General features: G+C 71.3%; 26 protein-coding genes. 12 read left to right on the forward strand and 14 right to left on the reverse strand.

What is annotated here, in order from left to right:
* Window positions 1-253: IS66-like element accessory protein TnpA (tnpA, locus tag B9O00_RS20000; RefSeq protein WP_143596295.1), on the reverse strand; the 253-nt coding region annotated here is incomplete at its 3' end.
* Between the two features lie 103 nt (window positions 254-356).
* On the opposite strand from tnpA, the gene B9O00_RS33840 reads away from it, so the two are divergent.
* The gene (locus B9O00_RS33840) at window positions 357-776 is read left to right on the forward strand and encodes an SEC-C metal-binding domain-containing protein (protein ID WP_085124503.1); all 420 of its coding nucleotides are present in this window, start codon (window positions 357-359) and stop codon (window positions 774-776) included.
* 15 nt (window positions 777-791) lie between these two features.
* Here the strand turns inward: B9O00_RS33840 and B9O00_RS20010 are convergent, their stop codons facing one another.
* The 6 genes from B9O00_RS20010 to B9O00_RS20030 form a co-directional block, all read right to left on the reverse strand.
* Window positions 792-1,439, reverse strand: a complete 648-nt coding sequence (locus B9O00_RS20010) for a PIN domain-containing protein (protein ID WP_085124504.1) — start codon at window positions 1,437-1,439, stop codon at window positions 792-794.
* Window positions 1,440-1,486: 47 nt separating this feature from the next.
* Complete coding sequence (locus B9O00_RS20015) at window positions 1,487-2,143, reverse strand: DUF1889 family protein (protein WP_218822901.1); 657 nt, start codon at window positions 2,141-2,143, stop codon at window positions 1,487-1,489.
* Window positions 2,144-2,346: 203 nt separating this feature from the next.
* Window positions 2,347-2,586 (reverse strand): hypothetical protein, encoded by a 240-nt coding sequence (locus B9O00_RS32605; protein WP_143596296.1) that lies wholly within the window; start codon window positions 2,584-2,586, stop codon window positions 2,347-2,349.
* Window positions 2,587-2,653: 67 nt separating this feature from the next.
* Window positions 2,654-3,262 (reverse strand): hypothetical protein, encoded by a 609-nt coding sequence (locus tag B9O00_RS20020; protein ID WP_143596297.1) that lies wholly within the window; start codon window positions 3,260-3,262, stop codon window positions 2,654-2,656.
* 210 nt (window positions 3,263-3,472) lie between these two features.
* Window positions 3,473-3,661 carry a GNAT family N-acetyltransferase gene (locus B9O00_RS20025; protein ID WP_085124506.1) on the reverse strand — a complete coding sequence of 63 codons (189 nt, stop codon included), beginning with the start codon at window positions 3,659-3,661 and terminating at the stop codon, window positions 3,473-3,475.
* A 50-nt stretch (window positions 3,662-3,711) separates the two neighbouring features.
* Complete coding sequence (locus B9O00_RS20030; RefSeq protein ID WP_085124507.1) at window positions 3,712-4,626, reverse strand: LysR substrate-binding domain-containing protein; 915 nt, start codon at window positions 4,624-4,626, stop codon at window positions 3,712-3,714.
* Here B9O00_RS20030 and B9O00_RS20035 point away from each other — a divergent pair.
* Window positions 4,625-4,948: a hypothetical protein gene (locus tag B9O00_RS20035; protein ID WP_085124508.1), complete on the forward strand. Its 324-nt coding sequence runs from the start codon at window positions 4,625-4,627 to the stop codon at window positions 4,946-4,948. The two genes, B9O00_RS20030 and B9O00_RS20035, sit on opposite strands and share 2 nt — an antisense overlap.
* On the opposite strand, the gene B9O00_RS20040 is transcribed toward B9O00_RS20035, so the two are convergent.
* Entirely contained in the window at window positions 4,927-5,553 is a 627-nt protein-coding gene (locus B9O00_RS20040; protein ID WP_085124509.1) for a TetR/AcrR family transcriptional regulator, read from the reverse strand. The genes B9O00_RS20035 and B9O00_RS20040 overlap by 22 nt on opposite strands.
* 95 nt (window positions 5,554-5,648) lie before the next feature.
* On the opposite strand from B9O00_RS20040, the gene B9O00_RS20045 reads away from it, so the two are divergent.
* Window positions 5,649-6,314, forward strand: a complete 666-nt coding sequence (locus B9O00_RS20045; protein WP_085124510.1) for an O-methyltransferase — start codon at window positions 5,649-5,651, stop codon at window positions 6,312-6,314.
* A 128-nt stretch (window positions 6,315-6,442) separates the two neighbouring features.
* On the opposite strand, the gene B9O00_RS20050 is transcribed toward B9O00_RS20045, so the two are convergent.
* Window positions 6,443-6,622: an STAS/SEC14 domain-containing protein gene (locus tag B9O00_RS20050; protein WP_085124511.1), complete on the reverse strand. Its 180-nt coding sequence runs from the start codon at window positions 6,620-6,622 to the stop codon at window positions 6,443-6,445.
* Between the two features lie 83 nt (window positions 6,623-6,705).
* Window positions 6,706-7,434: an SDR family oxidoreductase gene (locus B9O00_RS20055; RefSeq protein WP_085124512.1), complete on the reverse strand. Its 729-nt coding sequence runs from the start codon at window positions 7,432-7,434 to the stop codon at window positions 6,706-6,708.
* Between the two features lie 177 nt (window positions 7,435-7,611).
* Here B9O00_RS20055 and B9O00_RS20060 point away from each other — a divergent pair, with 177 nt between their 5' ends.
* From B9O00_RS20060 to B9O00_RS20080, 5 genes are all read left to right on the forward strand, one after another.
* A complete protein-coding gene (locus tag B9O00_RS20060) occupies window positions 7,612-8,949 on the forward strand; it encodes an amino acid deaminase (protein ID WP_179243970.1) in 1,338 nt (445 codons plus the stop codon).
* A gap of 322 nt (window positions 8,950-9,271) precedes the next feature.
* Window positions 9,272-10,528, forward strand: a complete 1,257-nt coding sequence (locus B9O00_RS20065; protein ID WP_085124513.1) for an aminodeoxychorismate synthase component I — start codon at window positions 9,272-9,274, stop codon at window positions 10,526-10,528.
* On the forward strand, window positions 10,510-11,154 hold the full coding sequence (locus tag B9O00_RS20070) for an aminotransferase class IV (RefSeq protein WP_200808591.1): 645 nt from the start codon (window positions 10,510-10,512) through the stop codon (window positions 11,152-11,154). The genes B9O00_RS20065 and B9O00_RS20070 overlap by 19 nt, the downstream gene beginning before the upstream one ends.
* 65 nt (window positions 11,155-11,219) lie before the next feature.
* Window positions 11,220-12,446 carry an NAD(P)/FAD-dependent oxidoreductase gene (locus tag B9O00_RS20075; protein ID WP_085124515.1) on the forward strand — a complete coding sequence of 409 codons (1,227 nt, stop codon included), beginning with the start codon at window positions 11,220-11,222 and terminating at the stop codon, window positions 12,444-12,446.
* Window positions 12,443-13,213, forward strand: a complete 771-nt coding sequence (locus tag B9O00_RS20080; protein WP_085124516.1) for a sulfite exporter TauE/SafE family protein — start codon at window positions 12,443-12,445, stop codon at window positions 13,211-13,213. Before B9O00_RS20075 ends, B9O00_RS20080 begins: the two co-directional genes overlap by 4 nt.
* On the opposite strand, the gene B9O00_RS20085 is transcribed toward B9O00_RS20080, so the two are convergent.
* The 3 genes from B9O00_RS20085 to B9O00_RS20095 form a co-directional block, all read right to left on the reverse strand.
* Entirely contained in the window at window positions 13,182-13,886 is a 705-nt protein-coding gene (locus B9O00_RS20085) for a rhomboid family intramembrane serine protease (RefSeq protein ID WP_085124517.1), read from the reverse strand. The genes B9O00_RS20080 and B9O00_RS20085 overlap by 32 nt on opposite strands.
* A gap of 314 nt (window positions 13,887-14,200) precedes the next feature.
* Window positions 14,201-15,076: an ImmA/IrrE family metallo-endopeptidase gene (locus B9O00_RS20090; protein WP_085124518.1), complete on the reverse strand. Its 876-nt coding sequence runs from the start codon at window positions 15,074-15,076 to the stop codon at window positions 14,201-14,203.
* The gene (locus B9O00_RS20095; protein WP_085124519.1) at window positions 15,073-15,390 is read right to left on the reverse strand and encodes a helix-turn-helix domain-containing protein; all 318 of its coding nucleotides are present in this window, start codon (window positions 15,388-15,390) and stop codon (window positions 15,073-15,075) included. Before B9O00_RS20095 ends, B9O00_RS20090 begins: the two co-directional genes overlap by 4 nt.
* An 88-nt stretch (window positions 15,391-15,478) precedes the next feature.
* Between B9O00_RS20095 and B9O00_RS20100 the strand changes: the two genes are divergently transcribed.
* The 3 genes from B9O00_RS20100 to B9O00_RS20115 all read left to right on the forward strand — a co-directional run bounded on the left by B9O00_RS20100 (window position 15,479) and on the right by B9O00_RS20115 (window position 17,707).
* The gene (locus B9O00_RS20100) at window positions 15,479-15,766 is read left to right on the forward strand and encodes a DUF2188 domain-containing protein (RefSeq protein ID WP_322111207.1); all 288 of its coding nucleotides are present in this window, start codon (window positions 15,479-15,481) and stop codon (window positions 15,764-15,766) included.
* Window positions 15,767-15,829: 63 nt separating this feature from the next.
* Window positions 15,830-16,090 carry a hypothetical protein gene (locus tag B9O00_RS20105; protein ID WP_085124521.1) on the forward strand — a complete coding sequence of 87 codons (261 nt, stop codon included), beginning with the start codon at window positions 15,830-15,832 and terminating at the stop codon, window positions 16,088-16,090.
* Between the two features lie 480 nt (window positions 16,091-16,570).
* Window positions 16,571-17,707: a glycosyltransferase family 4 protein gene (locus B9O00_RS20115; protein ID WP_200808592.1), complete on the forward strand. Its 1,137-nt coding sequence runs from the start codon at window positions 16,571-16,573 to the stop codon at window positions 17,705-17,707.
* On the opposite strand, the gene B9O00_RS20120 is transcribed toward B9O00_RS20115, so the two are convergent.
* Window positions 17,671-18,918, reverse strand: a complete 1,248-nt coding sequence (locus B9O00_RS20120) for an O-antigen ligase family protein (protein ID WP_085124524.1) — start codon at window positions 18,916-18,918, stop codon at window positions 17,671-17,673. The two genes, B9O00_RS20115 and B9O00_RS20120, sit on opposite strands and share 37 nt — an antisense overlap.
* A 161-nt stretch (window positions 18,919-19,079) precedes the next feature.
* Between B9O00_RS20120 and B9O00_RS20125 the strand changes: the two genes are divergently transcribed.
* Complete coding sequence (locus B9O00_RS20125; RefSeq protein WP_085124525.1) at window positions 19,080-20,087, forward strand: NAD-dependent epimerase/dehydratase family protein; 1,008 nt, start codon at window positions 19,080-19,082, stop codon at window positions 20,085-20,087.
* The last annotated feature ends 38 nt before the right edge of the window (window positions 20,088-20,125 follow it).

Here is a 20,125-nt window from a genome sequence, read left to right on the forward strand (position 1 = left end):
GGGATCCCTCGTCCGGCACGATCTGCACCGGCACCAGCGCCTGGGACTCGGGCGCCGGCGGAGCGTCGATCCGCGTGCAGAGCTGCTTGCGCCAGCGGAACAGCTGGCTGACGTGCAGGCCCGCCGAGCGCGCCACCTCCGAGACCGTCACGCCCGGCTCCAGGCTCGCCGCGACCAGCCGCTCCTTCTCCGCACGCGACCAGTGCCGCCGCCGCTCAACGGACGTGATCACCTCGACCCGCGGTATCGTCATAGGGCTACTCCTAGGATTACCCCTAGGACCTTCCCACGATCCCGCTATCCCGCAAGGCGGCTCTCACCGGAGGCGTACGCTTTACCAGCTCAGCGGGGATGCGATGAAGGAGTTAGCGGACGGCATCGACCGTGTGCTCCGGGCCGCGCAGATGAAGGGTTCATCGGACTTCACGCTGGGATTCGCCGACACCGGCCTCACGGTCCACGCCAATTTCGCACCCCGATCCGAGGCGGAGCCAAGGCTGGAGGCGCATATGACGCTGCGGAAGTACAGCCAGAAGGCGGACCAATGGTTCGGGCTGTGCCTTTCGCCAGCAACGGGCGCAATCCGCTTTGGCAAGAAGGTCGTCTTCCCCTGGAAGTTCGACGGCAAGATGAACCAGATGGCGAACCAGCTCGGAAAATCGCCGAAGTCGGAGTCAACCGCCCGCCAGGGCCCGAAACTGGGACGCAACGATCCGTGCCACTGTGGCAGTGGCAAGAAGTATAAGAAGTGCCACCTCGCCGCCGATGGAGGCTAGGCCACGGGCGCCCGGTCAGAATCCGAGCGTCACCTTCGCCTGCGCCATATTGGTCGCATAGGCCATGTTCATGCGTGCGAAGTCGGCCTGGAGATCGGTCTTCAGCACGTTGGTCTCGCCGAGATATTCCTTGCTGTTGGACGAGAGAAACACCGCGGTCGCGGGCAGGCCAGCACCGCGCAGATCAGCCATCGCCCCGAGATAGGTCTCGAGCACGAGGCAGTCCTTGACCGAGTCCTTGCCCTTGCGCGCGGGCGCGACGTTGCGATTCACACGGTCCATTGCGCGGATGAGCGCGTCGGTGGAGCCGGGGACCAGCGTCGAGGCGTTCAGCCAGCGCTGAACGATCTGTCGAGCCGGCGCAACGAGCGCGTCGAGATGAGTGAGGCTGATGCTGATCGCGGGTAGGAAGGTGCCGTAGATCTGATTTACGCGCTCAACCTTTTCCCGAAGCTTCCGGATCGCTCGCCTCGCCTCGTCCTGCACGGTCTGGTCGTGTTCGTTGAATTCGAGCTCGACTTGCTCTGCGATGAGGCAAACCAAGTCGCCGTTCTCCAGCCGATCGAGAAGATCGATCGCCGCCTTGCGTTCGTGCGGCTTCAATTCGTCCCGGGTTGGATCGCGCATGATGTCCAGCACCGAGCAGGTGTCGATGCAAAGCACCGGCACTCCTCGCCCGACGATTGCGCTAGGGTTGAATGCCAGCACGGTCAGCGCGTCTCAACGTCCCGCGCAAGCAGAGCGATGCCTCGTTCAAACTCGGCGACGAGAGTGTGCGCCGACTGCTCGTCCCAGCCCTCCACCTCGTGCAGCCAGCGGGCGAGGTAGTCCGACCCGATCCGCTTTCCGGTCCGGTGCACGGCAATGATGAAGTCGAACCACCGCCGCTCGTCCATCGGATGGCTGGCGCCGGTCGACTTGTTGGCAGCGCCCGAGAAGCGGCGCAGGGCAATGGCGGCCTCCGGTGTCAGCCAGTCCTCAAGGTTCTGGTTCGCCGATGTCGTCGACACGGTAAACCCGAAGCGGCGAGCGATCGGTTTCGCCACGGTCTCGGCAAAGTCCGCGAGAACCGCGTTATATTCGGAAACCGTCAGCTTGCTGGTCTGAACGGGCGTAACGTTAGGGACATAGTAGCCCCCATCCTGCGGCCACAGCACCAGCCTAACCGCCGGCAAGTCATCAGCAGGGCTGCGCTCAAAGATCAGGATGCCCTTGTCGCCGACCGCGTTGCGTTCGGCGCTCGCCGAGCCTTCGGCATCGAAGTGCCACGGGGAAGCTGCCTCCTGCTTGAGTGCAGCGGCGAGCGCGTCGCGGCTAGAGTCGGGACCGGTCAAGACCAAGTCCTGGAAGACGTTAATGCCGCTCATATTCTCTCGACCTTTCTAACGCGCCGCCGCGCGGGCGGACTGCGTGCTAGAAGTGCAACAAGTCGGACCGCGACCATCGACTGTAGGATGCGACGCACGATCCGCTGGCGAGACCGACGGCCCTTGCCCCCCGAAGCCGACCCTTACGCCGGCAGAAAGCACCGTGAGGTCGGATCCGTGACGCTTTCGGCTCCTGGTCGGCGCTAGTTGGATTCTGACGCTGATCCGCGCCGGCCCTTCATATAGGCGACAGCACTATCGATCTTCTCATCGTAACCCGGAAACCGCGCCTTTTCTTCGGCTGGCGACAGTCTCTCCACCTTGCCCTTCTCGCCCCCGAGATGCGCATAATAATTGGGTGACTCGTCGTAGGTTAGGGTGCCACCCTCGTTGGCCTCTAACGTCTTTTCCATCCCGCCGCCCGTACCCTCGTAGTGGAACACGATCTCTGGGTCCGTGAACCGTCGCATTCTAGCACCTCCCATATCACGGCCGCTTCGGCGCGCTCTTCTAGTGGCCGGCATAAAGGTGCCAGTATGGGGGACGGCGCTTTCTCTCAAACTCCCAGAACCCGCCCTTCTCAGATGGTGCAAAGCAGAAGAAATCCGCCGGAGCACGCGGATCACGGCGGGAACTGTACTTCATGCCGTCGTCCATCAGCCAAATCTCGGAGAAACCGAACCCGTCGAAGTCGGATGGGTCATACATGCTATCGACTTCCTCCCACACATCCCAAAGGGCAGGGTAAGTTGCCATCGCCCGGTACATGGCTTCCATCGTCAGGTTCTCGCGCTCCTTGGTGCCGATAGGAGGCCAAGTAAGATGGCCCAACAGGATCATCGGCCGGCCGCCGAACAGCCCGCGGCGATCATATTTCTCATGCTTCTGCTTCGCCAGTCGATGCATTCCGAGCACGATGTCTTCCGCGTCCGCAGCCATTATCGCGGTCAGTTCGACGCCGGTCTCTATGTCGTCAATGAGTGCGATCAGATCGGGCGGGTCCTCTCCACCGACATTTTTGACCGTGCGGCCGGTTACCTTCGGAAAATCGCTCTCGAACGCCTCGGCTGTCATGTCCTCGCACATGCGCTTGCCGGTCACGTAGTCATCGCTGCTCATGTGCGTCATATGGGGAGCGAGCCGCCGTCCCCAAACCTGAGCGTTATCGAGTGAACGCGTGCGTGGCTAGCCACGGGCGACGTGGTTTGCTCGCGGTTCGTTTATCGGCCGATATCGGGGCATCCCCTGTCGCTCCGCGGTGGCATCGCGAAGGACTGCTCACCACCCGTCGCGGACTCGGCGCAAGCCGCGCTGAACGACCCCTTCGGGTCAACTGCGGCCGCTTAGCGCTTGCCGACCCCGATGCTGCCCCTCCAGCACCCCCGTGATCGCGTCGTCGTGCCACTCGCCGTCGAGGGGTGCGGATTCGCGCTCTCGCCCTTCCTCGACGAAGCCGGAGTTCTCGTAGGCGCGGATCGCGCGGGCGTTTCCCGCCCGGCGTTCCCTTTTCGTCGTCATTCCCGCCTCCGCGCGAATGACGAAAAGGGGGGCGGAAGCGGGGCGGCGCGTCAGCCCGGCGCCATGGCTGCGCCGTCGCCCTCCCCGCATTCCTCGACCACCCAGTCCCGGAACGCGCGGACGCGGGGGTCGGAGAGGCGCTGCTCGAGATAGACGAGGTGGTAGCCGCGGTCGATCGGCACGACGAGCTCGAAGGGCTGGACCAGGGTGCCGGCGGCCAGCTCGGCCTCGACGTAGCCCCAGTAGCCGAGCACCAGGCCCTGGCCGGCGACCGCCGCGGCCAGCGCCATGGTGTAGTTCTCGAAGCGCAGCACGCGGGCCGGCGCCGCGGACCCGGCACCGGCCGCCGCCAGCCAGGCGTCCCAGTCGTCGTTGTCCGCCTCGACGTCGCGGATCAGCGTGCTCCGCGCCAGGGCCGCCGCGGGCCCGAGGCCGGCGAGGCGGGCCGCCAGCGCCGGCGCGCAGAGCGGCGAGACGCCGAAGCGCAGGATCGGCTCGGCGCGCAGCCCCGGCCAGTCGCCGGTGCCGTGGCGCAGCGCGAGGTCGGCCTCGCCGGCGGCGAGGTCCGCGACCCGGTAGCTGCTGAGGATCGCGGTCTCGATCTCGGGATGGCGCTCGACGAAGCGCGGGAAGCGCGGCATCAGCCAGCGCGTGCCGACCTCGGCGGTCAGGCTGATCGTCAGCGGCCGCGCCGCGGCCGGGCCGAGCAGCTCGTCCGTGGCCCGGGCGAGCCGGTCGAAGGCGCCCTCGACCTCGGCGCGGTAGCGGCGCCCGGCCTCGGTCAGCCGCAGGCCGGCCGGCGTGCGCCTCAGCAGGTCAAGGCCGAGCTCCTGCTCCAGGCCGCGGATGCGGTGGCTGACCGCGCTCGGCGTGATGCCGAGCCGCTGCGCCGCGCCGGCCAGATTGCCCGCGCGCGCGACGGCGTCGAAGGCCTGCAGGCCGCGCAGGGACGGCAGGCGTCGCATGGCCGGCTCCCTCTTGAAAAAACCTCAAGCGTTCGCTGAGATCTTCGCGTTCGCCAGGGCGGCATCATCGGCCGATCCTGGCGCCATGACTAGAGCTTTTCTCAAAGGTCTGCTGCCCAGGCGGCGCGACCGGCAGCCGGCGCCGCCGCCGGACGGCCTCTACCGGCAGGTCGCGGCCCTGCTGGTCCCGGGGCCGCCGGGCGCGGCCGAGCGGCTGCTCGGCAGCCTGGCGTTCGACGGCACGGCGCGCGGCCCGGGGCACGGCCCGGGGCACGGCACTGCGCCGGGCGGCGCCGCCCGTCAGCGCAGGCGGTCGAGATAGGCGCAGAACATGTCGGCCATGGCGTCTGAATAGACTTCGACCTCGGCGGGCGTCCGCGGGGCCTCCGAGAAGCGCTTGCCGAGCGCGGCGAGCGCGCCGGTGATCAGCTCGGCGGCCAGGGCGCGGGTCGCGTCGTCGGCCCGCGGCAGCGCCTCGCGCAGGAAGGCCTCGGCGCTGCGCTCGACCGAGGCGCGCGCCTGCCGGGCCTCGGGTGCGTCGCGGTAGAGCGGTGCGGCGTCGTCGAGCGCGCCGCGCATCCCGGCCTCCTCGCACTCCGAGCGGACGAAGGCGTGGACCAGCCGGCGCAGCCGCTCCTGCGGCGGCCGGGCGCGGTCCTCGAGGATCGCGCGCATCAGCGCGCCGGTCTCCTGCCACTCGTCGCTCTGCAGGCGGAACAGGATCGCCGCCTTGTTGGGGAAGTACTGGTAGAGCGAGCCGACGCTGACGCCGGCCCTCTCGGCGACCCGCGCCGTCGTGAAGCGCGGCGCCCCCTCCGTCGCCAGAACCTGAACCGCGGCCTCCAGGATCGCCGAGACGAGCTCCCGCGAGCGCGCCTGGCTGGGCTGCTTGCGCGCGGAAATCCGGGCTTTCGGGCGGTCGGGCACGGGCCTCTCCGGCAATGCGAATAGGAAATGCGACTAATCAGTCGTATTTCTAGCCCAGGCCGATCCGGCCGCGCAACGCACCAAGGAGCTTCCCGATGACGACCCTGAGCGAGCCCCGCCTGTCCGCCCTGCTCGACCGCCTGTTCACGGAAGCCGCCGCGGCCTCGCCCGAGACGAGCCCGGCGCTCGCCGGCCTGCCCGGCGAGGAGCGGGCGCGCCTGCTGCAGAGCCGAACCGCCTACCGCGAGCTCTACGGGCTGCTGAAGGACCTGCCGCTGCCGGTCTCGCGAGAGACCGGCCGGCTGCTCTACATGCTGGCGCGCGCCGGCGGGGCGCGGACGATCGTCGAGTTCGGCACCTCCTTCGGCCTTTCGACCCTGCATCTCGCCGCCGCGCTCCGCGACAACGGCGGCGGCCGGCTGATCACCAGCGAGTTCGAGCCCTCCAAGGTGGCGCGCGCCAAGGCCAACCTGGCGGAAGGCGGCCTCGCCGACCTGGTCGAGATCCGCGAGGGCGACGCCCTGGAGACGCTGGCCGCCGACCAGCCCGAGACGATCGACCTGCTGCTGCTCGACGGCGCCAAGGCGCTCTATCCGGACATCCTGGCGCTGCTGGAGGGCCGGCTGCGGCCGGGCGCGCTGATCGTCGCCGACAACGCCGACGACAGCCCGGACTACCTCGACTACGTCCGCTCGCCGGCGAACGGCTACCTCTCCACGCCCTTCGCCGGGGACGTCGAGCTGTCCCAGCGGCTCGCCTGAGCCGCGCCGCTGCGCGCCGGGCCGCGGCTCGCGACGCGCAGCGGCCGGAGACCGGCCGCCTCACGCCCTGATCCAGGCCCAGGCCTCGGGCAGCGCCTCGGCGGATGAGCAGCGCAGCTCGCCCTGCATCAGCAGGCCGGCGAGGCGTCCCAGCCCTCGAAGCCGCCGTCCAGGTAGAAGAGCGCGCGCAGGCTGCCGAACCGCCGCGCCAGGGCCTCGAGGCGCGGTGCCGGCACGCGGTCGCCGTCGTCGAGCGTCAGCCGGCCGCTGGCGCGGATGCCGAGGATCGGGCCCTCGCTCTCCGGCATGATCTCGATCGTCGGCCGAGCTCCTTCCTTCGCCGCCCCACGCCGGTCCGGCGCCGGAAGGGGGAGGGACCATGGCGCCCCGGCTAGCCTGCGGTCCCCTTGCGCGGATCCGCGATGACCTTCAGATAGACCGGCGGCTGCCCCGACAGCCCCTGCTGCACCTTGCGCGAGAAATCGTCGGTCAGGGCCTGGCTGTCGCCGCGCTCCAGGGCGTCGAGGGCCTCGGCGACGACGGCCTCGGGGCTGCTCTTGGGCACCTCGAGGCCGCTGACCATCCCGGTGTCGATGAAGCTGGCGTGCAGGCCGAGCACCTGGGTGCCCTGGCCGGCCAGCTCGCTGCGCAGGCCGTTGGTCAGCGCCCAGGCGGCGGCCTTGGAGGCGCTGTAGGTCGCCAGCAGCGGGCCGGTCACCCAGCTCGCGACCGACAGCACGTCGAGCAGCGCGCCGCCGCCGTTGCGGGCCAGGACCGGCGCGAAGGCGCGGGCCATCGCGAGCGGCCCGACGACGTTGGTCTCGAAATGCGCGCGCAGGTCCTCGACCGCGCCCTCATCGAGGAAGCCGCCGAGCCGGGCGATGCCGGCGTTGTTGACCAGCAGGGTGACGTCGCCCGCGGCCTCGGCCGCCGCCGCGACCTGCTCGGGCCGCGTCACGTCGAGCTGCAGTGGCACCACCCCGGGCAGGGCGACGGAGGCGGGATCGCGCGCCGCGGCGTAGACCTTCGCGGCGCCGCGCGCCAGCAGGGCGCGGGCGAAGGCGAGGCCGAGGCCGCGGTTGGCGCCGGTCACCAGCGCGACGGATCCCTGGATCTTCATGGCCTGCTCCTTTCGCCTCGGTGACGGACAGCATAGCAGGAGCGCCGGCGGCGCGAGGCCTGTCCGCCCCGGCTCCCGGGGCGCGGGGCCCGCGACCCGGAGGCCGGCCGGCTTTCGGGCTCGCCCGGCGCCCGGGAAGGCGGTAACAGGGCGGGTGCCGCACGAAAGGACCCCGCCATGCCCGCCTCCGCCATGCCCGCTCCCGACCTCGCCGCCCCCGACCTCGCCGCCCTTCCGCTCGACGCCCTGACCAAGGGCATCCCGGCCGCCGCCGCGCCGCTCGCCCTCGGCGACATCGGCCGGCAGGGCTGGAACCTGCTGGCCGGGGACCTGCCGCTGCCGCTGCTGCTGCTCAGGGAGCCGGCGCTGGCGCACAACGAGCGCTGGATGCACGGCTTTCTGGCGCGCACCGGGGCGGCGATCGCGCCGCATGGCAAGACGACCATGAGCCCGCAGCTGTTCCGCCGCCAGCTCGAGGCCGGCGCCTGGGCGATCACCGTGGCGACGGTGCAGCAGCTCGAGGTCTGCCGGCGCTTCGGGGTCAAGCGGGTGCTGCTCGCCAACCAGCTGGTCGGCTGGCCGGCGATCCGGGCGGTGACGGCGGCCCTGGCGGCCGATCCCGACTTCGCCTTCTGGTGCCTGGTCGATTCGCTCGACGGCGTCGCCGCGCTGGAGGCCGGCTGCGCCGAGGCCGGGCTGAAGCGGCCGCTCTGCGTCCTGCTGGAGGCCGGGGTCGCCGGCGGGCGCACCGGCTGCCGGGACCGCGAGACGGCCCTGGCCGTGGCGCGCGCCGTCAGGGCCGCGCCGCACCTGGCGCTGGCCGGCGTCGAGGGCTTCGAGGGGCTGATCCAGGGCGAGAGCGAGGCGGCGCGCGAGGCCGCGGTCGCGGCCTTCCTCGAGGTCCTGGCCGGCCTCGCCGAGGCCTGCGACGCCGAGGGGCTGTTCGAGGCCGACCGGGTGCTGCTGACCGCCGGCGGCTCCTCCTTCTTCGACCTGGTGGCCGGGCGGCTCGGCGCGGTCAGGCTGTCGCGGCCGAGCCAGGTCGTGACCCGCAGCGGCTGCTACCTGACCCACGACAGCGGGCTCTACGGCAAGGCCTTCGCGCGGATGCTGGAGCGCTCGCCCGACCTGGCGGAGCTCGGCGAGGGGCCGCGCCCGGCGCTCGAGCTCTGGAGCCTGGTGCAGTCGCGCCCCGAGCCCGGCAAGGCGATCCTGAGCTTCGGCAAGCGCGACGCCGGCTTCGACGCCGGCCTGCCGGTGCCGGAGCGCTGGCACCGGCCGGGCGGGGCGGGCGCGCCCGAGGCCCTGGCGCCGGGCCACCGGGTGACCAAGCTGCACGACCAGCACGCCGAGCTGGCCCTGCCGCCCGAGAGCGAGGGGGGCAGCCCGCTCAAGGTCGGGGACCTGGTCGCCTGCGGCATCTCCCACCCCTGCACGACCTTCGACAAGTGGCGCCTGGTCTTCACGGTCGACGACGCCTACGGCGTGACGGGCGGCCTCGCGACCTTCTTCTGAGGCTCTGCCCATCTCGTCACCCCGGGCGTCAGGTGAGCCCGAAAGCCTTGAAAAGCTTTCGGTTTGCGAGCCTTGCGAGCCGGGATCCAGGGCCGCGAGCCCAGGCGGCCCGGCTTGGGCCCCCTGGATCCCGGACAGCTCGCTTTGCCGACGACAGCAGAGCTGTCGGGCAAGGCGGCTTCCGGGATGGCGGACTTGTGGGCATGCCCCGGCGCCTTCGCGGGGATGGCGAAGATGGGGAGCGCTCCGGCAGCGCTTCCGGGCGCCTCGACGCCGCTTGCGGGCATGACGGGCGCGGCGGCGGCGCGCTAGAACCCGCCCCATGGTCCCCGAACCCGGCAGCGTCCTGCTCGATTCCAGCCTGACCGGCAGCGCCCGGCTGTTCGCGCGGCCGCGCGACGTCGTGACGCTCTGGCCGGGCGAGCCGGACGTCGAGGCGGCCTTCCGGCGGCTGCAGGCGGCGCATCACGAGGGCCTGTGGCTCGCCGGCTTCGCCGCCTACGAGCTCGGCTACCTGCTCGAGCCCCGGCTGGCGCCCCTGCTGCCGGCCAAGGCGGCGGCGATGGCCGGGCCGCTGCTGTCCTTCGGCCTCTACGACTCGCCGGCGCCGGCCGCCGAGGCGCAGGCGCTGCTGGCGCGCTGCGACGCCGGCGCCGGGCGCGCGACGCTGGAGCGGGTCGTGCCGGCTCTCGGGCCGGCGGCCTACGGCGAGCGCTTCCGGCAGGTCGCCGACTGGATCCTGGCCGGCGACGTCTACCAGGCCAACCTGACCTTCCCGCTGGCGATCGAGACGCGGGCCGATCCGCTGGCGCTCTACGGCGCGCTCAGGCGCGCCCAGCCGGTCCGCCACGGCGCGCTGGTCGCGCTCGCGGGGCCGTTGCTGCTCTCGGCCTCGCCGGAGCTGTTCTTCCGGGCCGACGCCGAGGGCTGGATCGAGACCCGGCCGATGAAGGGCACGGCGGAACGGCCGGCCGCGATCCGCGGCGACGCCGCAGCCGAGCGGGCGGCGCGGGCGGCGCTCGCCGCCGATCCCAAGAACCGCGCCGAGAACCTGATGATCGTCGACCTGCTGCGCAACGACATCGGCCGCACGGCGGAGATTGGCAGCGTCTCGGTGCCCAGCCTCTTCGAGGTCGAGACCTACGAGACGCTCTACCAGATGGTCTCGACGGTGCGCGGCAGGCTGAAGGCCGGCGGCTCCCTGCTCGAGCGCTTCCGCGCGCTCTTCCCCTGCGGCTCGGTGACCGGCGCGCCGAAGATCCGCGCCATGGAGATCATCGCGGAGCTGGAGGAGAGCCCGCGCGAGGCCTACTGCGGCGCCATCGGCTGCATCGCGCCGGGCGGCGCCATGGCCTTCAGCGTCGCGATCCGCACCCTCAGGCTCGGCGCGGTCGACGGCGCGGGCGAGGTCGGGGGCGGGGGCCTGCGGCGCGGCCTGCTCTCCGTCGGCTCCGGCCTGGTCGCCGACTCGGGGGCCGCGGAGGAGTACGCGGAATGCCTGCTCAAGGCCCGCTTCCTGACCGACCTGCTCCGGTCGGCCAGTGCCGCGACTGCCGCGCCGTGCCCGGCCTTCGGCTGATCGAGACCCTGCTGTGGCGCGCCGGCGAGGGCGCGCCGCGCCTGCCGCTGCACCTGGCGCGGCTGCGGCGCTCCGCCGCCGCGCTCGGCTTCGCCTGCGATCCCGCCGAGGCGGTGCGCGCCGTCGAGGCCGCGGCGGCCGGACGGCCGGAGTGGTCCCTGCGGATCCGCCTCACCCTGGCCCGGGACGGCACGCTGGCGGCGACGGCGACGGCCTTCGCAGCGCTGCCGCCGGACAGCGTCTGGACCCTGGTCGTCTCGGAGCGCCGCCTCGACCAGTCCGACCCGCTGCTGCGCCACAAGACCGACCGCCGCGCGCTCTACGACGGCGAGCGGGCGCGCCTGCTGCCGGGCAGCGGCGCCGAGGAGGTGCTGTTCCTGAATCGCGCCGGCCGGGTCGCCGACGGCGGCATCACCTGCCTCTACGCCGCCGACCCGGCGGCGCCGGAGCGGCTGCGCACGCCGCCGCTCGCCGAGGGCTGCCTCGACTCGGTGCTGCGCGCCGAGCTGCTCGCCGCCGGCCGGGCCCGCGAGGCGCCGCTGAGCCTCGGCGAGCTGCGCGCCGCGCCGGCCTTGTTCGTCGGCAACGCCCTGCGCGGCCTGATCCGCGCACGGCTGGCCGGCTAGGGGCGCGGGTTGCGGCGCGCGTGCGCCGCCGTGATGCTGGACGACAGAGGCAGGCGGGAGGAACGATGAGCGAGACGGCGGTGATCGTCGGGGCCGGGCAGGCCGGGGGGCGGACGGCGCAGGCGCTGCGCAGGCAGGGCTGGCAGGGCCGCATCCTGCTGCTCGGCGCCGAGCCGGAGGCGCCCTACGAGCGGCCGCCGCTGTCCAAGGAGGTGCTGGCCGAGGGCGCCGATCCCCTGAAGGCGGCGCTCTTCAAGCCGGGCCAGCTCGAGGAGCTGGGCATCGAGCTGGAGACCGGCCTGACGGTCGAGGCCCTGGAGGTCGGCGCGCGGCGCCTGACCTGCGCCGGCGGCCGCCACGTCAAATGGGACCGGCTGGTGCTGGCGACCGGCGCGCGGCCGCGGCGCCTCGCCTGTCCCGGGGCCGAGCTGCCGGGGGTCCACCTGCTGCGCAGCGCCGCCGACGCCCGCGCCCTGGCCCCCGAGCTGACCGAGGGCCGCGAGCTGCTGCTGGTCGGCGGCGGCTTCATCGGCCTGGAGGTCGCGGCCAGCGCGCGGCGGCGCGGCTGCCGGGTCACGGTGGTGGAGGCCGCGCCGCACCTGATCGGCCGCGCCCTGGGCCCGAAGGTCTCGCGCCACCTGCGCCAGCTGCACATCGAGCGGGGCGTGCACATCCGCCTGTCCGGCCAGGTCGCGGCCTTCGAGGGCAGGGACCGGCTGGAGGGCGTGGTGCTCGCCGACGGCACGCGCATGGCGGCCGAGGTCGCGGTCGTCGGCATCGGCTGCACGGCCGAGGACGGCCTGGCACGGGCCGCCGGCCTCGACTGCGACGACGGCATCCTGACCGACGCCTTCGCGGCGACCTCGGCGCCCGGGGTCTGGGCGGTCGGCGACTGCACCCGCCACGAGAACGTCTGGCTCGGCCGCCGGGTGCGGCTGGAGTCCTGGGAGAACGCCGAGCTGGCCCCGCAGATCGCGGCCAAGGCGATCTGCGGCAAGCCGGAGCCCTACAGTGTCGTGCCCTGGTTCTGGACGGACCAGTACGAGCTCAACCTGCAGCTTCTCGGCCTGACCGCCTTCGAGGGCGAGCTGGTCTGGCGCGGCACGCCGCTCGCGGGGCCGGCGATCGCCTTCGAGATCGAGCACGGCCTGCTCCGCGGCGCCGCGCTGTTCGACGCCGGCCGGGAGCGGCGGCCGCTGAGGCAGCTGATCGAGCAGCGCGTGCGGGTCCGGGCCGACAGCCTCGCCGATCCGGCGGTCTCGCTGCGCGACCTCGCGAAGGCCTCGGCTTGAGCGCGCTCGTCGCCGCGCTCCACGTCGACCTCGCCGGCTTCCTGCTGCTGCTGGCGCTCCAGGTCGTGGCCGGCGGCGTCAAGGGCGTGCTCGGCATCGGCCTGCCGCTGGTCGCGGTGCCGGTGCTCTCGCAGTTCATGCCGGTGCCGACGGCGATCGCCGCCATGACCCTGCCGATCCTGGTCAGCAACCTCTACCAGGGCCTCGACCGCCGCTTCATCGGGCCGACGCTCCGGCGCTTCTGGCCGATGATCCTGGCGGCGATGCTGACCTGCCTCGCCAGCGCCCGGCTGCTGGTCGCGCTCGACGCGCGCACGACCTACCTCTCGCTCGGCGTGATCGTCGTCGCCTTCGCGCTCTTCAACCTGGTGGCCCACCGCATCGTGCTGCCGGCGCGGCTGGAGAAGCCGCTCGGGCCGGTCGTCGGGGTGCTGGCCGGGGCGCTCGGCGGCCTCTCCAACTTCTTCGGGCCGCCGATCATCCTCTACCTGGTCTCGCTGCAGCTGCCCAAGGACGCCTTCGTCGCTGCCGTCGGCCTGGCCTTCGTCGCCGCCGGCCTGCCGCTCTGGGGCACGCTGGCCGCCGAGGGCGTGCTGGGGCCGCAGGAGCTGCTGCTCTCGGCGATCTTCGTCGTGCCGGTGATGCTCGGCGTCCTCGCCGGCCAGCGCCTGCGCCGCATCGTGCCGCAGCAGACCTTCCGCCGGGTGCTGCTGGCCGTCCTGCTGCTGATCGGCCTCAGCCTGGTGCGCCGCGGCCTCGGCTGGTAGGCAGGCCGCCCTCGCGCCCCCTGGCCAGCAGCGGGAACAGCAGCAGGCCGGTCAGGAAGCCGCCGGCATGCGCTTCCCAGGCGACCGAGACGGGGTCCATGCCGGGCAGCGTGCCGAAGAAGGCGAAGGCGAGGTTCAGCGCCATCATCACGACGGTGAAGGCGGCCAGGCGCTTCAGCCGCTCGGCGCGGGTGTCGTCCGGCCGGGCGACGAAGACGTGGCCGCCGGCGCCCAGGAAGGCGAAGACCGAGCCCGAGGCGCCGATCGCGATCACGGTCTCGCCCCAGTGCGACAGCACCAGCGCCAGGCCGCCGACGATGCCGCCCAGGAAGAAGATCAGCAGGAAGCGCCAGGGCCCGACGAAGCGGTGCACCAGCGAGCCGATGGTCGCCAGCCAGAAGGCGTTGAAGCCGAAGTGCAGCCAGCCGTCGTGCAGGAACAGGCTGGTCACCAGGGTGTAGAGCCGCGACCAGTCGGCCTGGCCGCCGATGAAGATCAGCAGGGCGCCGTGCACCAGGATCCACTGCGCGATGTCGGGCGGCGACAGGCGCTGCGCGGCGAAGACCAGCAGCAGCGCGACGACCAGCGCCAGTGGCGCCGGCGCCAGGGTCAGGCCGGAGGGCTGTCCGCGACGGGGCGGTGGCGGGGTACGGGCATCGAGCAGCGGCGGCATGACGGCGGACGGGAACCTCGGGCAACGGAACTGATTGCAGTCAATGTAGGCGGAGCAGCGCCGCGGGCGAAGCCGAAAGCGGCCGCCATCTGCACGCGGGTACCACCATGACGCGGTCCAGATCGGATCATGCCCAGTCGGAGCCAGTCGGGTCCCGAAAGGACGGAGGCATATCGTTCGAAGATTGCCGCGCCGGCACCCTGTTCTGCCTTCGAACAGGGCTAGGTAGAGGCGAGGCGACGAATCCTTCGAGGTAGCGGATCTTGCCAAGGCCTATGACGGCTGCTCGCTCTCGCTCTAGACAGTCGGATGCCTCACCGCCGGAATCCCACCTGCCAGCTTCTCTCAAGATCGCGCTCTTCCTCATCATGGTCGGCATCGTGGCGTTCGGTGAACAGTAGCGTCACTTGGTATCCACCTCGCTGCCGCATGGACTGCTCCAGGATCATCGGCGCCCACTCACCCCATTCGGCCCGCACCCAGACGGTACCGTCGACTTCTGACCAGTCTGTTGGTGTGCGCAGCGGCACCTGAGGCGCAAGCAGGCTCGCGCACCCTGGAGGAAGACCGTCTCCTTTGCCAACAGCGAGCTTCGGAAAGCGGCGTCCCGCACGGGCGTACCGCACTACGGCATCCTTGGAGAAAACGATCGCGCAGGCGTCCTCTGACAGCTCAACGTACCGATTGGCGGTCGCCTCAAGGCTCGTCTCGTACCGGCGAGCCAGGTCCTGAAGATGGGAAACCTCGGCCTCGCCCAGTCCATCCATGTCGCGCTCGAACCAGGGTTTCGGCATCAGGAACCCTGCGGCGAAGCGATTGGCTTCGGCTTCCTGCCTCTGATGCTCCGTCTCCCGTCGGCCTTCTCGGAGGTCTTGAGCGGTGCAGTGCTTGCTGCCCCGGTGGGTCGGGATCAGAAAGTGGCCAAGCTCGTGCGCCACTGTGAATCGTCTCCGGGCCTCTCGCTGCCCGGCCTTCACAAGGATGACGCCTTGCGCCTTGGCATCATCGGTCATGAGAGCGCCGACGAAGCCCTCCACCGTCAGATCTTTGAACTCGACAATCCCAACCTTCCGGGCAAACGCCTCAAGGGGCACCGGCGGCTGCCAGTCCGGATGATGCTGAAGAATGGTGGCAATCAGTTTCTCCGGCGACCCGCAATCGGCCAGGTCCATCAACAACTCATCGCTCATGGCTTCGGCCCTTTCAATCGGTCAGCGATACTCCGCAGGGCAGCCCAGTCGTCGTCAGAAAGCTGTCCCTCGAACTCCCGAAAAAACTGTAGCGCAGCAGCATCGCTTGTCTCGCTGCCATCATCGATCAGATAGGCGACCGAAACTTTGAAATGCCGCGCCAGTCGGGTTAGCAACTCCACCCCAGGATTGGAGCTGGTTCCTCTCTCAAGCTCCCAAATATGTGCTTTCGAGACCCCAACGGCATCTGCGACTTGCTGGAGCGATTCTCCCTTCCGCTGACGTAGTTGTTTGAGCCTGGCCGCGAGTGACATCCCAATACCTCGTTTTGTCGCCCTTCCTCGGCGAGGCGGGCATCGTTGTCGTTCGATTGAACTTACGCTACGGCCGTTTGAGTTGACAATGGCACCGGCGTTCACTATATCTTACGGCATGTTCGGTTCCGCCGACGGAAGGGAGGTGAGCAGTTTGGGCAAGAACCAGCACATCGTGCCGCACGAGGGCGGATGGGCGGTCCGTGGCGAAGGCAACAGCCGCGTCACCTCCACCCACGAGACCCAGGCGGACGCGATCGACCGGGGGCGCGAGATCGCCCGGAACCAGCAGAGCGAGCTCCTGATCCACGGCCGGGACGGCCAGATCAGGGATCGTGACAGCTACGGCAACGACCCGTTCCCCCCGAGGGGCTGACCGCAGAGGGCCGCACTTCAACGCGAGGTGCGGCCTTCTCGCTCAAGGCAAGAGGAGAAGAGAATGCGTTTTCAGGGTGCGGTTATCCGCGAACAGGGCATCACCTTCGCGGTTGCCATCGTGAAGCAGCATGTCATCGACTGCCGAACCTCCGCGCGCGACACGATCAACGCCTTCGCCGGCGTCTTTCCGGGGCTGCCGATTGTCCTCATGGCCCAGGACAGCCGCGGCCGGCCGAGCTACTTCGGCCGCCCCGACATCGCGCGGTTTCTGGCCAATGTTCCGCTGCGCGCCATCCCCTGGCGCGAATACACCCTTAGCTGAAGGAGTTCCTTCAATGCGACGACTGAGGGCGCCTCGCCCGCCACGGCCGCCGAAGCCGGTCGATCGGCTCCAGAATCTCAAGACGCCTCGCCCGATCGGAAAGTCCCGATGGGTGAAGGCGCACTGGCGCTACGACTACCAGCGTGGCCAGTGGGAGTGGGTACAGGGCCACTGGGCGAAGTAGGATAGCCGACGGGCTATCTGCCTCGCTCGCTCGGCGGTTGATCCGCTGAGCGGCCTCCGGAACTTGGCGACTGTGGCCTTCTCCTTGTCACCAATCATTGTGATCTTAGGCACGATGCCGAAGCTGTAGACAAGCAGTTCGCCGCTGGCCAACCGGTGATGATCGTCAGCGGCGAACTGCTTGTCTACAGGGAAATGAATTCGGCTCACGGGCAGGTCGTCAAGGCAGGTCATCGCATGACTTGGCGGATCTCGAAGCATTTCCGCGAAGTCACCATCTGGTCTAGCTTGCCCGCCATGTCCCGCCGCCTGCTCTTTCTCGTCAACGACGCCGGCTTCTTTCTGTCGCACCGCCTGCCGCTCGCCCGGGCGGCGGTCGCGGCCGGCTGGCAGGTCGCGGTCGCCTCGCGCGCCGACGGGCGCCGGGCCGAGATCGAGGCCGCGGGCCTCGCCTTCCACCCGGTGCCGATCGAGCGCTTCGGGCTCAGGCCCCTGGCCGAGCTGCGCGCCGCCCTGGCCGTCGCCGCGCTCTGCCGGCGGCTGCAGCCCGACCTGCTGCACTGCGTCACCCTGAAGGCCGTGGTGCCGGGGCTGCTCGGCGCGCGCCTCGCCGGCGTGCCGGCGGTCGTGCTGGCGGTGACCGGCGCCGGCCGGACCTTCAGCGACGGCGGCCCGGTCTGGCGGCTGCTGCAGCAGGCGATCCCGCGCTACCTGGCGCTCCTCGCCCACGACCGCACGCGCCTGCTGGTGCAGAACCCCGACGACGGCGCGGCGCTGGCGGCGCGCGGCTATCTCGCCGGCCGCACGGTCCTGATCCGGGGCTCGGGCGTCGACCTCGCCGCCTTCGCCGCGACGCCCGAGCCGGCCGGGCCGATGACCGTGCTGCTGGCCTCGCGGCTGATCGCCAAGAAGGGCATCGAAAGCTACGTGGAGGCGGCGCGGCTCGCCAAGGCGGAGCGGCCGGCGCTGCGCTTCCTGCTGGTCGGCGCCCCGGATCCGGGCAACCGCGACGCGATCCCCGAGGCGCGCCTCCGGGCCTGGCACGAGGCGGGCGCCGTCGAATGGCTCGGCCGGCGCGACGACATGCCGGCGCTGATGGCCGGGTCCCACGTCGTCTGCCTGCCCAGCCAGTATGGCGAGGGCGTGCCGAAATGCCTGATCGAGGGGGCGGCGGCCGGCCGTGCCCTGGTCGCGACCGACGTCGCCGGCTGCCGCGAGGTCTGCCGCGACGGCGAGACCGGCCTGCTGGTGCCGCCGGGCGACGCCGGGGCGCTGGCCGCGGCCTTCCTGCGCCTCGCCGGCGACCCGGCGCTGCGCCGGCGCCTGGGCGGGCGTGCCCGTGCCGTCGCCGAGGCCGAGTTCGACGTCGAGGCGGTCAACCGCCGGACCCTGGCGCTCTACGACTCGCTGGTCTCCGGATCGCGCCGGGGCTGAGCGCCGATTTCCTGACCGGCGGTCATGTGCATCAGGGCGGCGGCGGTGAGCGGCACGACCAGCCAGTGGTACTGCCAGATCCCGAAGGCGCCGAGACCGATGGTCAGGAAGCTGACGACCATGCCGGCGTCGAGGGCGGCGGCGAGCGGCGGGCCCCGGCGCATCCGCGCCAGCACGAGCAGCAGCAGCGCGCCGCCGAGCAGCAGGCCGACGGCACCCAGCTCGACCCAGACCTGCAGCGCGGCGTTGTGCGGATGCAGCGGCAGCGCGCCATGGGTCGCGTCGAAGCGCGGCGCGCCCTTGGCGAGCTCCCGCGAGGCGTCCAGGCCCCAGCCGTGCAGCGGCCGTCTGGCGGTCTCCTCGGCGGTGAAGTTCCAGATGAAGACGCGATGGCGGAACGAGAAGGGCAGCTGCGGGTCGCTGGACAGGCCGAGGTCCGACAGGCCCTTCGCGACCAGCGGCATGACGAGCAGCGCCAGGGCCAGGCCGACCAGGATCGTGCGGCGGGTCGGGCGCGGCCAGGGCAGGGCCAGCAGGGCGGCGACGACACCCGCCGCGCAGCCGAGGATGGCCGAATCGCTGGCGTAGCCGAACAGCAGCAGGGTGGTCGCCAGCGGCAGCAGCAGGACTCCGCGGCGAAGCCGTGCCGGCAGCCGGGCGGCCAGGGCGCCGGCGGCCGGCCAGGCCAGGATCGCCAGGGCGGTCGCGCCTCGGTTCAGGCGGTTGAGCTTGTAGCCGCCCTCCGGCGCCTGGTCGACCAGGCGGGCCAGGAACAGGTTGATCGAGCGGTCGGTCAGGCCCTCGACCGCCATGATCGCGACCGCCAGGGCGAAGCCGGCGAGCAGCCAGCCGGCCAGGCGCCGGCGGCGCTCCGGCGGTTGGCGCGCCGCATGCAGCAGCAGGAACCCGCCGGCGGCGACGGTCGGCACGATCCGCGCCCAGATCTCCAGCGACCAGGGCGGATCGATCGCCCAGGCCGCCGAGAGCAGCGCCCAGGCGGCGAAGGCCAGGCCCGCCAGCACGATCGACCGCGGCGGCCGGCTGAGCGGCACGCCGGACAGCAGCTCGGCGGCGACGGCGGCCAGCGTCACGACCAGGACCAGCGGCACGACGCCGAGCGGCAGCAGCACGGCCAGGCCGGGGAAGCAGAGCGCGAGGGCGGCGAGCGCAGCCTCGTCCAGGCGGGACGCGAAGAGCAGGCGGCGGGGCATGGGCCAGGGCATCGGCGGGGCAGGGGCAGGGGCGCCCTCAATGGCACGGCCGGCGCCTCCGGGGCAAGCCGGGTGCGGCAATGGCGGATCGCGCGGAAGGCCGTCTTGGGCTACCATGCCGGCCGGTACGGATCGCGCGGAACGTCAGGGGGCTCGACGAGATGAACGAGGCGGTATCCAAGGATCGGCTGGTGCTGGTGACCGGCGCGGGGGGCTTCATCGGTGGCCATCTGGTCGGTGACCTGCTGCGCGACGGCTATACCCGGGTGCGCGCGGTCGACATCAAGCCCTTCGAGGAGTGGTACCAGCGCTTTCCCGAAGCCGACAACCGGCAGCTCGACCTGCGCGAGCTGCCCGCCTGCCGGGCGGCCGCCGAGGACGCGGCGGCGGTCTTCAACCTGGCCGCCGACATGGGCGGCATGGGCTTCATCGAGACCCACAAGGCGGCCTGCATGCTGTCGGTCCTGATCAGCACCCACATGCTGATGGCCGCCCGCGACGCCGGCACCGAGCGCTTCTTCTACAGCTCCTCGGCCTGCGTCTACGCCGCCGACAAGCAGACCGACGCGCACGTCACGGCGCTCAAGGAGTCGGACGCCTATCCGGCTATGCCGGAGGACGGCTACGGCTGGGAGAAGCTGTTCAGCGAGCGCCTGTGCCGGCACTTCCGCGAGGACTACGGCCTCGCGACCCGCGTCGCGCGCTTCCACAACGTCTACGGGCCCGAGGGCACCTGGGACGGCGGCCGGGAGAAGGCGCCGGCGGCGATCTGCCGCAAGGTCATCGAGGCCAAGGCGAGCGGGCGCCACGACATCGAGATCTGGGGCGACGGCGCGCAGACCCGCAGCTTCATGTACATCGACGACTGCCTCTACGGCACGCGCCGCCTGCTCGCCAGCGACGTGACCGAGCCGCTCAACATCGGCTCCGACCAGCTGGTCACGATCAACGAACTGGTCTCGATCGTCGAGGCGATCGCCGGCATCACCCTGAAGCGTCACTACAAGCTGGACGCTCCCAAGGGCGTGCGCGGCCGCAATTCCGACAACACGCTGATCAAGGAGAAGCTGGGCTGGGCGCCCTCGATCCGCCTCGAGGACGGCATGGAGAAGACCTACCGCTGGATCCACGACCAGATGGCGGCACGGCAGAAGGGCGCGGCCGAATAGCACGGCCGCATCGGGCGGCCGCTTGACGCGGCGGCCTG

This window comes from Tistlia consotensis USBA 355, assembly GCF_900177295.1.
GTDB classification, from domain to species: Bacteria; Pseudomonadota; Alphaproteobacteria; order Kiloniellales; family DSM-21159; genus Tistlia; species Tistlia consotensis.